The sequence below is a fragment of the Streptomyces sp. NPDC027185 genome, from assembly GCF_055567035.1.
Genome location: NZ_JBVHRF010000005.1, coordinates 427,106 through 439,629, shown reverse-complemented (window position 1 = coordinate 439,629; position 12,524 = coordinate 427,106). Strand labels below are relative to the sequence as shown.

The following is a 12,524-nucleotide window of genomic DNA, read 5'->3' as shown; positions in this document are numbered from 1 at the left end:
GAGTCCTGGATGACTGAGGGGTAGGACGTGAAGGCTTTCCGACTGGACGAACTGGAGGCGGAACGGGCCGCCCACAACGGCGCGTATCTGCAGTTCCTCAAGGAACGGAACATGTCCGTCGGGCTGTACGCGCTCGACGCCGGCGACACCGACCCGCAGCAGCCGCACCACCAGGACGAGGTGTACCTCGTGGTCAGCGGCCGGGCCGCGATCACGGTCGGCAGTGACACCCGGTCGGTCGCCCGCGGCAGCGTGGTCTACGTCCCCGCCGGCGTCCCCCACAAGTTCCACCACATCAGCGAGGACCTCAGGGTCATGGTGGTGTTCTCTCCCCCCGAAAGCTGAGAGCGGCCCCCGGAACCCGTAAGGGTCGACTCAGGGATACCCCAGGGATGCCCCGCCCCCACAGCCCTCCCCACCCCCCTAGCATCGTGAGTGAAGGGGGACGCAGAACCCGAACCGGCCCGGAGCGGCACCACGCACTCCACCGCCCGGCAAGGGCGAAGCGGACCATCTCCGGTCAACGGCAGTTCCGGATACGGCAGTAGCAGTACACAGCAGCGGTTGACGACGGCAGGGCCCGGCGCGGTGCACGACAGACCGCGCCGGGACCGCCGCGGACACAGGAAGCAGGGCAGAGCAGTGGCAGGTAAGGGAATATTCGCGGGGCTTCCGTGGTGGGTGACCTGGGTCGTCGTGCCCGTGGTCCTGCTCGTCGTCTTCGGCGGGCTGATCGCCAGTGCGGTCGGTTTCCTCATCGGCCTGCTGTTCAAGATCCTCATCGCGGCGGCCCTCATCGCGGGCGTCATCTACCTGGTGCGCAGGTTCAGCGGTTCCTCCACGACCTCATCCAAGAGCGACTGGTAACCGCACCGCGACGGCAACCGACACCGCCGTCCCCGCTCGCCGCCGACGCCCCGCTCCTCCCCCCTTGGAGCGGGGTGCGATCGTATCGGGGGCGCTGCGCAAGGGGAGCAGCGCGGCGTCGCGGTGAGTTGAGCGCTGCATCGCTTGGGGGTGAGGGGTGGGGAGGGGGGAGGGCCCCAGAAGCACAACAAGCCCACGCCCCGCCCCCCCACCTGCCCACCGCCACGCCCCCCGCCCCGCGCCCCGGTCAAGAAGTGCGCCAGGTGAGTTAACTCCCAGGCCATTCGGGTTACCACTTGGTTGCACCGCGTTAGAGTGCGGTCGCAGGCGTCTTCCGGATGTTGACGTTCCGGAAAATAAGCGACCGAGGCGATACCGCGGCCCGGACGTCGAGGGCGGGTCCCCGGAAGACGCGCGCGGCGCGGGAACGATCCCGCGCCCGGGGCTCCGTGTCCCGCGGGCGATCGGACTGGGGGTTGAGGTTGGCGGCCGCGAGTGACGAATCCATTTCCCACCCCACGTTGATCGGCTCCGTCCAGCGCGCCCTGCGGCTCCTCGAAGCGGTCGGTGCGCACCCGGAGGGCGCCCCGGCCAAGCAGCTCGCCCGGGAGGCCGGCCTCCCGCTGCCGACCACCTACCACCTGCTCCGGACCCTGACCCACGAGGGCTATCTCCGCCGGCGCAACGGCGTCTTCGTCTTCGGGGCGGCCGCCGACGCCCTCGGAAGGGCGGGCGGGCAGCGGCACCGGCGGCAGGAACTCTCCAGGGCGTTGTCCACGCTGGGTGAGCGGCTGGACGCCGCGGTCTACTTCGCCGTCTACCGCGAGGGAGAGGTGGAGGTGGTCGCGGTCGGCGGCACACCGGACCGTCCACCGGTGGCGGAGTGGGTCGACTTCCGCACCACCGCCCACGCACACGCGATCGGGCAGTGCCTCCTCGCGCAGCTCGACCCGGCCGCCCGCAAGGAACATCTCTCCCGCTATCCGGTGAAGTCCATAACCCCCTTTTCCGTACGATCCAAGGACGATCTGCTGCATCGTTTGGATACGGTGCGTCGCGGCCATGTCGCATATGAACAACAGGAATATGCCCTTGGCACAGTTTGTTCCGCGATTCCCATCCAGGTCGGATCCGTCGCCGCGGCGCTGGCGGTTTCTCTTCCCGTCGAGGAACTGCACCGATTGCGCTCCGTCACGGCGCGGCTACGGAAAATGGCGGAGGCGACGCTAACGACACTCGCCTTCTCTATCAGTATCTGAAAACTCACTCCTTGTGATCTGCTGGCACGTGACAGACGATGGCGTCAATAGGGCTCCGGGGGACGAATCCCGGCCATCCCGATCTAGTGCGGGGCAGTGGTTGATGACCGACACAGTTCAGGCAGAAGTGATCATGAGCTTCCTCGTCTCGGAGGAACTCGCCTTCCGGATCCCGGTGCAGCTGGACTTCGACAGCGCCGATCCGTATGCCGTACGCCTCACCTTCGACCTACCCGGTGATATGCCGGTCACCTGGGCCTTCAGCCGCGAGCTGATGCTCGACGGACTGAGCAGACCCTCCGGCGAGGGTGATGTACGCATCGAACCGGTCGCGGGCGGCCATCTCAGCGATGTCTTCATCAGCCTCCAAGTGGGCTCCGAACGCGCGCTCTTCCGCGTCAGCGCCCCTCCCCTGGTGGCCTTCCTCGACCGTACGGACCGCCTCGTGCCCCTCGGGGCGGAAGAGGTGTGCGACACCCTCGACGCGGTACTGGACCGCATCCTGACCGAGGCTTCGAAGGCGGGCTGACCCGCAGGCCGCGGGTGGCTCACCGCCCGTGCTCGGTCCGGACGGCGTTGTCCCCCGATCGTTCGGACCGAGCGCGGTTACCGGTCCCGACCGCGCCCCGGCGCCGCCAGGGCGTCGCGGGGTTCCGGCGGCGGCCCTCACGCCCTGCGGCGCCGCCCTCGCGTCCCCCGCCCGGCGCGCCGCGCGGCCGCCCGGCCGCCGGCCGGCGAAGCGTCCGCACCCCGGCCGGCCGCTCCGTTCCCGTCCCCCGGAGCGTCCGGCCGCCCGCGGTCGGCCGAGACAACCAGTGCGGCCAGCAGCGTGGTGAGCGGCACCGACGCGACGAGCCCGATGCTGCCGACCAGCGTCCGCACGATCTCCTCGGCCACCACCTCACTGCCCGCGACCGCGCCCACCCCGCTCCGCGCGATCGAGAAGAGCAGCATCAGCGGCAGCGCCGCGCCCGCGTAGGCGAGGACGAGAGTGTTCACCACCGAGGCGATGTGGTCCCGCCCGATCCGCATCGCCGCGCGGTACAGCGTGCGCCAGGACGCCGACGGATCGGCCTCCTTCAGCTCCCACACAGCCGCGGTCTGGGTGACCGTCACATCGTCGAGCACGCCCAGGGAGCCGATGATGATGCCCGCCAGCAGCAGGCCCCGGATCTCGATGTCCGGGTAGAGCCCGTGGACCAGCCCCGTGAAGTCGTCGGTGTTGCCGGTCAGCAGCGCCCAGCCGATGAAGACCGAGCCGAGCACTCCGATGAGCAGCAGCGAGGCGAGGGTGCCGAGGACGGCGACCGAGGTTCTGGCCGTCAGCCCGTGGCACATGTAGAGCGCGATCAGCATGATCGCGCTGCCGCCGACCACTGCGACGACCAGCGGGTTCGAGCCCTGGAGGATCGCCGGGAGGATGAACAGCGTCAGCACCCCGAAGCTCGCGACCAGCGCCACCAGCGCCAGGATCCCGCGCAGCCGTCCCACCACGACGACGGCGCCCGCGAAGACCGCGGCCAGTACCCACATCGGCACCGTCCGGTCGACGTCGTTGATCGAGTACTGCAGATCCCGTGGCGCCTTGGGGGAGTACGCGACCCGGACCTCCTGCCCGGTGGTGTAGTGGCGCAACGCGTCCGGGGTGACGACCGTGTCGAAGGTCCGGCCGGCGTTCTCGCCCGTCGTCACCTTCACCGTCGCCACTTCGCAGGGCCCCTTGGCCTTGGCCGGGGTCCGGCCCGGCTGCTCCCCGGGTGCGGGTTGCTGTGCGGCGTGCACCTTGGCGCAGTCGACCTCGGCAACCTTGGTCACGCGGGCCGATTCCTGTGGCTGGTCGAAGCCGACGCCGGACGGTTCGTGGCCGGGGGCGCCGCCCGGCCACAGCACCGCCAGTCCGACCACGACGGCGACCGCGAACGGGATCAGCACCGCGGCGATGACCTTCCGCAGATGCCGGGAGACGGGAGCCGCCGGACCGTGCCCGTGTCCATGGCTGTGGCCGTGGTGGGAGGCGGTGGCGGGGGAGGACGTGTCGATGCCGGTCACCGCCCGATCATCGCAAGAAGTCCGGGCCCCCTGGCCACCTCGGCATACCGGCCGCTACCGTGGTGCCACCTTTGCAATCGCGGGAGCTCGGAGCACCGGGCTGAGAGGGCGCTGACCTTCGTCCCGGCGGTGTTTCACGTGAAACACCGCGGACGGAAGCCGCTGCGTCGACCGCCGAACCTGTTACCGGGTAATGCCGGCGTAGGGAGTTGGGTCTTCATGACTCTGCAGGATGCACGCACGCCCGAAAACGGCGAGTCCGGCCAGGACGGCTCCGTCAAGGAGATCGGCTGGCACAAGGGCTACGTCGCCGGATCACGCCCGGACCTGCGGGTACCGGTCCGGCGAGTGCACCTCACCAACGGAAAGGACGTGACGCTGTACGACACGTCGGGTCCGTACACCGATCCCCAGATCGACACCGATGTCCGCCGCGGTCTGGCACCGCTGCGAGAGAACTGGATCATCGCGCGGGGCGACACCGAGGAGTACGCGGGCCGCCCACCGCGCCCCGAGGACGACGGTCTCAAGCACACCTCACCCCGCGGTGGGCTGCGGAATCTCGACGCGGTCTTTCCCGGGCGGCCCCGCCAGCCGCGGCGCGGGCGGGACGGCGTGGCGGTCAGTCAGCTCGCCTACGCGCGACGTGGCGAGATCACCGCGGAGATGGAGTACGTCGCGGTCCGCGAGGGCGTGACACCGGAGTTCGTCCGTGACGAGATCGCGGCGGGCCGGGCGGTGCTCCCGGCGAACGTCAATCACCCGGAGATCGAGCCGATGATCATCGGTAAGAACTTCCTGGTGAAGGTGAACGCCAACATCGGCAACTCCGCGGTCACCTCGTCCATCGAGGAGGAGGTGGAGAAGATGACCTGGGCGACCCGCTGGGGCGCCGACACGGTCATGGACCTCTCCACCGGCCGCAACATCCACACCACCCGCGAGTGGGTGCTGCGCAACTCCCCCGTGCCGATCGGCACCGTCCCCCTCTACCAGGCGCTGGAGAAGGTCGACGGCAAGGCCGAAGAGCTGACCTGGGAGATCTACAAGGACACCGTCATCGAGCAGGCGGAGCAGGGCGTCGACTACATGACGGTCCACGCCGGTGTGCTGCTGCGGTACGTGCCGCTGACGGCCCGTCGTAAGACCGGCATCGTCTCCCGCGGCGGTTCGATCATGGCCGCCTGGTGCCTCGCGCACCATCAGGAGTCGTTCCTGTACACGCATTTCGAGGAGTTGTGCGACATTCTCGCGTCGTACGACGTGACGTTCTCGCTCGGTGACGGGTTGCGTCCGGGATCGATCGCGGACGCCAACGACGAGGCGCAGTTCGCGGAGTTGCGCACGCTCGGCGAGCTGAACAAGATCGCCAAGGCGCACGGTGTGCAGACGATGATCGAGGGCCCGGGTCACGTCCCGATGCACAAGATCAAGGAGAACGTCGACCTTCAGCAGGAGATCTGCGAGGAGGCGCCGTTCTACACGCTCGGCCCGCTGACCACGGACATCGCGCCCGCCTACGACCACATCACGTCGGGCATCGGCGCCGCGATGATCGCCTGGTGGGGTACGGCGATGCTCTGTTACGTCACGCCCAAGGAGCATCTGGGACTGCCGGACCGCGACGATGTGAAGACCGGCGTCATCACGTACAAGATCGCGGCGCATGCGGCGGACCTCGCCAAGGGGCACCCCGGGGCCCAGGAGTGGGACGACGCGCTGTCGGACGCCCGCTTCGAGTTCCGCTGGGAGGACCAGTTCAACCTGGCCCTCGACCCCGACACCGCGCGGGAGTTCCACGACGCGACGCTGCCTGCGGAGCCGGCGAAGACGGCGCACTTCTGCTCCATGTGCGGGCCGAAGTTCTGCTCGATGAAGATCAGCCGGAGCATCACGGAACAGTTCGGCGGTGAGGACGGCGCCAGCCCCGAGGAGATCGAGGCGGGCATGCTGGAGAAGTCCAGGGAGTTCGCGGCGGCGGGCAACCGCGTCTATCTGCCGCTGGCCGACTGACTTTCCGCCCGCGGCGCGCCGGAGCCACCGTCATGGGTGGCACCGGCGTGCCGTACCCGTTCACGGACGTTTGCCGGTCGCCGCCCGGCGCGCTGCCGTTCCGCAGGGCGCGATCAGGGGTTGCTACGTTGGCCGCTCGTATCCCCGCCGTTCCGGTTCGCCGTCGGTGAGGGCGGCACGGGCAGACAGGGGTGGGAGAGATGAAGTGGGCGGGTGTGAGCTGGTTCCTCCAGCACACCGGGAACTTCGGCTTCAGCAAGGGGGCGCTGCCCGGTACGGTCGGCGCGGTCTTCGTGCTGTTCCTCGCGGTCGTCGTGGGTTTCGCACTGCACCGCGTCGAGCGCGTCCGCCGCATCCGTCACGCGCCCGCTTCGCTCGCCGCCGCTCTCTTCTGCGCCGGGATGGTCTGGCTCGCCCTCACCTGATCACCGCCAGAGGGGCGTGCCTCCGGTGCGGCGTCCGGCGGCCCGTGGGGTGTGCCGGACGCCGGTGGTCAGGAGCCCAGCGGGAGTTGGGTGACGAGGAGCTTGCCGGCCATGGTGACGCCGCCGTCCATCGCGATGGCCAGGCCGTCGGCGTAGACGTGCGGTCCTTCGACGGCGACCTGCTCGCCGTCGCTGTCCTCCGTACCGACCTCGCCCAGCAGGTACGGGATCGGGCTGTGGCCGTGTACGACGCGGGTACCGCCGTAGGTGTCGAGGAGGCGGCGCGCCGCCTCGGCGCCGGAGTCGTCGCGGAACGCGAAGCGCTTGGTGAACTTCCGGAACAGGTCCCAGACTTCGTCGGCCTCACTGCGGGTGAGGACGTCGTGGACGGTGTCGTTGACCGCCTCGATCGAGTCGCCGTACTCCAGGTACGCGGTGGTGTCGGAGTGCACGAGCAGATGCCCGTCCTCCTCCATGACGGCGTCCAGGCGGGCCATCCACTGGAGGTGGTGGTCCTCCAGGCGGTCCATGTCGGTCTTCTGGCCGCCGTTGAGCAGCCAGGCGGCCTGGAACGACGCGGTGCCCGCGCCCGACTGGACGGGGATGTCACCGAACCGCTTGGCGCCGAGCAGCAGCAGCTCGTGGTTGCCCATGAGCGCCTTGCAGTAGCCGCCGGCCGCCGCCGCCTCGGCGGAGAGCTGCATGACGAGGTCGATGACGCCGATGCCGTCCGGACCGCGGTCGGTGAAGTCGCCGAGGAACCACAGCCGGGCGTTGCCCGCCGCCCAGCTGCCGTCCGCGTCGATCAGGCCCTCGGCGGTCAGCGCCTCGCGCAGCTCGTCGTAGTAGCCGTGCACATCGCCGACGACGTAGAGCGGGCCGGGACCGGCGGTCGTGTCGCTCTCCGCCTCCGGGGTGGGCAGCAGTTGGGCGGCAGGCTGGTCGATGAGGGTGTCCGTGCGGGCTCCCGCGCCGATGACCGGGAGGTCGCGGGCGGTCGGGGTGTACCCGTCGGGCAGCTCGGCGGGGTGCGGCGCGGGGGCGGCGGGCGGTGCGGGCGGCGGCGCGGGCACGTTGTCCTGCGGCGGTCCGGGGGGCGCGCCGTCGAACGGTCCGGCCGGCGGTGAGGACGCCGGAGTGTGTGCCGCCATGGTCCACGCCATGGGTCCCTGACCGGCCCCCTGAGTCATTGACCCCTCCACCATCGCGCCGCCGTGTACCTCTCGGACCTTTGCCTGGTCGACGGCGGTCCGCGGTGTCGTTCGCCCATCATAGGAACGCTGCTCGCGGGTTGTGACGCACCAGGGGGTGGTCAATCCGCCGGAGCCCGGCGTTCCCGGACGTTTTCTCCCGAGATCAACCCGTTTTTTCCGAGCGCCGAAGGGCGCCCGTTCACCGCCGGGGCGTGCGCCCCGCCGATTCCGGGAGCGTACCCGCCGAGCGGCCCGTGATCACGGCCCACGGCGGACAAGTGCGGTGCCGTCGCGCCGGGGTGCGGCCGGAGGACACCGTACGGCGCCCTCGGCCGCGGTACGGACGCGGGCCGGGTCAGTCGCCGGACGGGCCGCGCGGCGGACTGACGGTCGTGCGGGGCGAGCGTCGCTGGGACGACGTCCGCACGATCAGGTCGGTCGGTATCACCTGCTCGACGGGGCCCTCGGCGGCGATCCCCTCGATGGCGTCGATGAGGATCTGGACGACGGCGGTGCCGATCCGGCGGGGCTTGAGGGAGAGCGTGGTGATCGGCGGTTCGGTGGTGGCGTAGACGGTGGACTCGCTGCAGCACACCAGCAGCAGATCGTCCGGTACGCGCAGGCCGTAGCGGCGTGCGGCGGCGAGCAGGTCGGTGCCGTTCGGGTCGAAGAGTCCGTAGACGGCGTCCGGGCGGTCCGGGCGGGCCAGGAGCCGGTCGGCGGCGACGGCGCCCGCGCAGGGGTCGTGCGCGGGGTAGGACTCGTAGACCGGGTCCTGGCCGACGCGTTCGCACCACTGGAGGTAGGCGGTGGTGGACAGGCGGGTGTAGGTGTCGGTCGTGGTGCCGGTGAGCAGGCCGATGCGGCGGGCGCCGGCCGCGGAGAGGTGGTCGAGGAGGCCGAGGACGGCGGCTTCGTGGTCGTTGTCGACCCATCCGGTCACGGGCAGTGAGCCGCCGGGGCGTCCGTCGGAGACGACGGGGAGGCCGTGGCGGACGAGTTCGGTGACCACGGGGTCGCCGTCGGCCGGGTCGATCACGACGGTGCCGTCGAGGGCGACGTTGGACCACACGTCGTGGCGGGATGTCGCGGGGAGGATGACCAGCGCGTAGCCGCGGGCCAGGGCGGCGGAGGTGGCGGCTCTCGCCATCTCCGCGAAGTACGGGAATTCGGTGAAGGTGAAAGGTTCATCCCCGTACGTGGTCACGGTCAGGCCGATCAGCCCGGACTTTCCGGTACGGAGGGTGCGGGCGGCGGCGGACGGGCGGTAGCCCAGCCGGTCGGCCACTTCGCGGACGTGGCTGCGGGTGGCGTCCGGGAGCCGGCCCTTGCCGTTGAGCGCGTCGGAGACGGTCGTGATCGATACGCCGGCCGCGGCGGCCACATCCCGGATGCCCGCCCGCCCCAGCCGGCGACCGGTCGACCGGCTCACCTGGTGGTTCCCTGCTGCTGTCATGGCGAGCCGATAGTAGGGCTCGGGAAGCCCATCGGAGGGGATCGCCTGACCTGCTGATGAAGGAACATTTCTGCAAGGTGATGTGCCGTCAATTCTCATCAGAAACAAGGTAGTTAACGGGTTTGCTGATGCTTAGCTGGGTCGGGGTGGGTGTTCGCCTGGCGATGTCCTCAGGTCTCGAAGAGGTCTCAAGTCACCTTCACGGGGGACGCGCGCCACGGAGCGAGCCACCGGCGCACAGCTGCGGCGAGTGCGCCCCCTGTGCGGCCGGGCGGCGGGACTGTAGGTGATCAAGGGGGTGCGAGCGGGCGTCCTGAGTGGCTTCGCGGGGGCTGCCGCCCGATGGGGGAATCCTCATAAGGTGTGCAGTATTCGAGTTGAACGGGACGGTCGAGGAGGACCTGCGGTGAGCGAGAAGACCCCGAAGCTGCGTCCGGCGCTGGACGGCATCCCCACCTACAAGCCCGGCCGGCCGGCGGCGGCGGACGGGCCGGTGGCGTACAAGCTGTCCTCCAACGAGAACCCCTATCCCCCGCTGCCCGGTGTCCTGGAGCGGGCCGTCGAGGCGGCGGGCGCCTTCAACCGTTACCCGGACCTGGCCTGCGCGGGGCTGATGGCGGAGCTGGCGGACCGGTTCTCGGTGCCGGTGGAGCATCTGGCGACCGGCACCGGGTCGGTGGGTGTGGCGCAGCAGCTGGTGCAGGCCACGGCCGGGCCGGGCGATGAAGTGATCTACGCCTGGCGGTCGTTCGAGGCGTACCCGATCGTCACCCAGGTCTCGGGTGCCACTCCGGTGCAGGTGCCGCTGACCTCCGGGGAGGCGCACGATCTGGACGCGATGCTGGCGGCGATCACCGACCGGACGCGGCTGATCTTCGTCTGCAACCCCAACAACCCCACCGGCACCGTCGTGCACCGGGCGGAGCTGGAGGCGTTCCTCGACCGGGTGCCGGACGGGATCCTGGTGGTGCTGGACGAGGCGTACATCGAGTTCGTCCGCGACCCGGAGGTGCCGAACGGTATCGATCTCTACCGGGACCGCCCCAACGTCTGTGTGCTGCGGACCTTCTCCAAGGCGTACGGGCTGGCGGGGCTGCGGATCGGGTTCGCGGTGGCGCACGAGCCGGTGGCGGCGGCGCTGCGGAAGACGGCGGTGCCGTTCGGGGTGAGTCAGCTGGCGCAGGAGGCGGCGGTGGCGTCGCTGCGCAGTGAGGCGGCGCTGCTGGAGCGGGTCGAGGCGCTGGTCGCCGAGCGCACCCGGGTCGTCGAGGCGCTGGCCGCGCAGGGCTGGGAGCTCGCGCCGACCGAGGCGAACTTCGTCTGGCTGCGGTTGGGGGAGCGGACGGTGGAGTTCGCCGGGGCGTGTGAGCGGGCGGGTGTCGTGGTCCGGCCGTTCCCGGGTGAGGGCGTACGGGTGACGATCGGCGAGAGTGCGGCGATGGATCTGTTCCTGGAGGTCGCCGGGGAGTTCCGTAAGACGCTGTGACGGAGTGATTTCGGCCAGGAGGCCGCGGGTCCGCTGGGGCCCGCGGCCTCCTGCGTTTTTCCAGGGGCGCGTCGTGGGCGGGTGCGGTCCGGAGGGGCGCCGGGTGCGTGACCGCGGTCACGCACCCCCCGTCCGAGCGGGCCCGAGCCCATGGGAGATAATGCTTGTGAATGTGAACGCGTTCACAAGCGCGCCGTTTATGTCCTGCTTCACTGCGTGCATAAAGGGCAAAAGCCGTAGGGAAACGGCGACGTAAGGAGAACCGACGTGGAGCTGGCGTTGGCGCCAGAGACCTTGGCGCGATGGCAATTCGGCATCACCACCGTCTACCACTTCCTCTTCGTGCCCCTGACGATCTCCCTCGCCGCTCTGGTGGCCGGGCTGGAGACCGCATGGGTGCGGACCAACAAGGAGAAGTACCTTCGGGCCACCAAGTTCTGGGGCAAGCTTTTCCTGATCAACATCGCGATGGGCGTCGTCACCGGCATCGTCCAGGAGTTCCAGTTCGGCATGAACTGGTCCGACTACTCGCGCTTCGTCGGTGACATCTTCGGCGCGCCGCTCGCCTTCGAGGCGCTCATCGCGTTCTTCTTCGAGTCCACCTTCATCGGACTGTGGATCTTCGGGTGGGACAAGCTGCCCAAGAAGATCCACTGCTTCTGCATGTGGATGGTCTCGATCGGCACCATCCTGTCCGCCTACTTCATCCTCGCGGCCAACTCCTGGATGCAGCACCCGGTCGGCTACAAGTACAACGCCGCCAACGGGCGGGCCGAGCTGACCGATTTCTGGAAGGTGCTCACCCAGGACACCACGCTGGTCGTCGTCTTCCACACGCTCACCGCCGCCTTCCTCACCGGCGCCGCGTTCATGGTCGGCATCTCCGCGTACCACCTGATGCGCAAGAAGCATGTGAAGGTGATGCGGACGTCGCTGCGGCTCGGGCTGGTCACGCTGGTGATCGCCGGGATGCTCACCGCGATCAGCGGTGACTCGCTCGGCAAGGTGATGTTCAAGCAGCAGCCGATGAAGATGGCCGCCGCCGAGGCGCTGTGGGACAAGGAGGAGCCCGCGCCGTTCTCCGTCTTCGCCTACGGCGACGTCGACAAGGGCCACAACAAGGTCGCCATCGAGATCCCGGGGCTGCTCTCCTTCCTCGCCCACAACGACTTCTCCTCGCCGGTGCCCGGCATCAACGACGTCAACAAGGCCGAGCAGCAGCGGTTCGGGCCGGGCGACTACCGGCCCAACATCCCCGTCGCGTACTGGGGTTTCCGCTGGATGATCGGGTTCGGGATGACGTCGTTCGTCATCGGGCTGGCCGGGCTCTGGCTGACGCGGAAGAAGTTCTGGCTCGCGCCGGGGCTGCGGACCAGGGACGAGGAGCCACCCCGGCTCGCGCTCACGAAGAACACCGTGCTCGGCGCCCGCCTGACCAAGTGGTACTGGTCGCTGGCGTTCGTCACCCTCGGCTTCCCGCTGATCGCCAACTCCTGGGGCTGGATCTTCACCGAGATGGGCCGGCAGCCGTGGGTCGTCTACGGCGTGCTGCGCACCTCCGACGCGGTCTCCCCCGGGGTCTCCCAGGGTGAGGTGCTCACCTCGATGATCGTCTTCACCGCGCTCTACGCGATCCTCGCCGTCGTCGAGGTGAAGCTGCTGGTGAAGTACGTCAAGGCCGGGCCGCCGGAGCTGACCGACGACGACCTCAACCCGCCCACCAGGATCGGCGGCGACTCCGACGCCGACCGGCCGATGGCCTTCTCGTACTAAGGA

At 69.6% G+C, this 12,524-nt stretch carries 11 protein-coding genes; 8 read left to right on the top strand and 3 right to left on the bottom strand.

Translation table 11 applies throughout. The features are described 5' to 3' along the window. The first annotated feature begins 27 nt into the window (after window positions 1–27). From ACZ4M8_RS19240 to ACZ4M8_RS19225, 4 genes are all read left to right on the top strand, one after another. Entirely contained in the window at window positions 28–345 is a 318-nt protein-coding gene (locus tag ACZ4M8_RS19240) for a cupin domain-containing protein (protein WP_467608844.1), read from the top strand. A gap of 297 nt (window positions 346–642) precedes the next feature. Then, on the top strand, window positions 643–867 hold the full coding sequence (locus ACZ4M8_RS19235; protein ID WP_399088333.1) for a DUF5326 family protein: 225 nt from the start codon (window positions 643–645) through the stop codon (window positions 865–867). Between the two features lie 521 nt (window positions 868–1,388). Next, complete coding sequence (locus ACZ4M8_RS19230; RefSeq protein ID WP_467608841.1) at window positions 1,389–2,126, top strand: IclR family transcriptional regulator; 738 nt, start codon at window positions 1,389–1,391, stop codon at window positions 2,124–2,126. A 103-nt stretch (window positions 2,127–2,229) separates the two neighbouring features. After that, complete coding sequence (locus ACZ4M8_RS19225) at window positions 2,230–2,655, top strand: SsgA family sporulation/cell division regulator (RefSeq protein ID WP_399088329.1); 426 nt, start codon at window positions 2,230–2,232, stop codon at window positions 2,653–2,655. Between the two features lie 137 nt (window positions 2,656–2,792). Here the strand turns inward: ACZ4M8_RS19225 and ACZ4M8_RS19220 are convergent, their stop codons facing one another. Beyond that, window positions 2,793–4,175 (bottom strand): YibE/F family protein, encoded by a 1,383-nt coding sequence (locus tag ACZ4M8_RS19220; protein ID WP_467608839.1) that lies wholly within the window; start codon window positions 4,173–4,175, stop codon window positions 2,793–2,795. 219 nt (window positions 4,176–4,394) lie between these two features. Here ACZ4M8_RS19220 and thiC point away from each other — a divergent pair, with 219 nt between their 5' ends. Together thiC and ACZ4M8_RS19210 are read left to right on the top strand one after the other, a co-directional pair. After that, a complete protein-coding gene (gene thiC / locus ACZ4M8_RS19215) occupies window positions 4,395–6,188 on the top strand; it encodes a phosphomethylpyrimidine synthase ThiC (RefSeq protein ID WP_467608837.1) in 1,794 nt (597 codons plus the stop codon). A 200-nt stretch (window positions 6,189–6,388) separates the two neighbouring features. Further along, on the top strand, window positions 6,389–6,613 hold the full coding sequence (locus ACZ4M8_RS19210; RefSeq protein ID WP_467608834.1) for a hypothetical protein: 225 nt from the start codon (window positions 6,389–6,391) through the stop codon (window positions 6,611–6,613). A 68-nt stretch (window positions 6,614–6,681) separates the two neighbouring features. Here the strand turns inward: ACZ4M8_RS19210 and ACZ4M8_RS19205 are convergent, their stop codons facing one another. Then, the gene (locus ACZ4M8_RS19205) at window positions 6,682–7,818 is read right to left on the bottom strand and encodes a metallophosphoesterase (protein ID WP_467608832.1); all 1,137 of its coding nucleotides are present in this window, start codon (window positions 7,816–7,818) and stop codon (window positions 6,682–6,684) included. Between the two features lie 343 nt (window positions 7,819–8,161). After that, window positions 8,162–9,262: a LacI family DNA-binding transcriptional regulator gene (locus tag ACZ4M8_RS19200; protein WP_467608830.1), complete on the bottom strand. Its 1,101-nt coding sequence runs from the start codon at window positions 9,260–9,262 to the stop codon at window positions 8,162–8,164. A gap of 406 nt (window positions 9,263–9,668) precedes the next feature. Here ACZ4M8_RS19200 and hisC point away from each other — a divergent pair, with 406 nt between their 5' ends. After that, window positions 9,669–10,748: a histidinol-phosphate transaminase gene (gene hisC / locus ACZ4M8_RS19195; RefSeq protein WP_467608827.1), complete on the top strand. Its 1,080-nt coding sequence runs from the start codon at window positions 9,669–9,671 to the stop codon at window positions 10,746–10,748. A gap of 267 nt (window positions 10,749–11,015) precedes the next feature. Beyond that, window positions 11,016–12,521 (top strand): cytochrome ubiquinol oxidase subunit I, encoded by a 1,506-nt coding sequence (locus ACZ4M8_RS19190; RefSeq protein ID WP_467608825.1) that lies wholly within the window; start codon window positions 11,016–11,018, stop codon window positions 12,519–12,521. The last annotated feature ends 3 nt before the right edge of the window (window positions 12,522–12,524 follow it).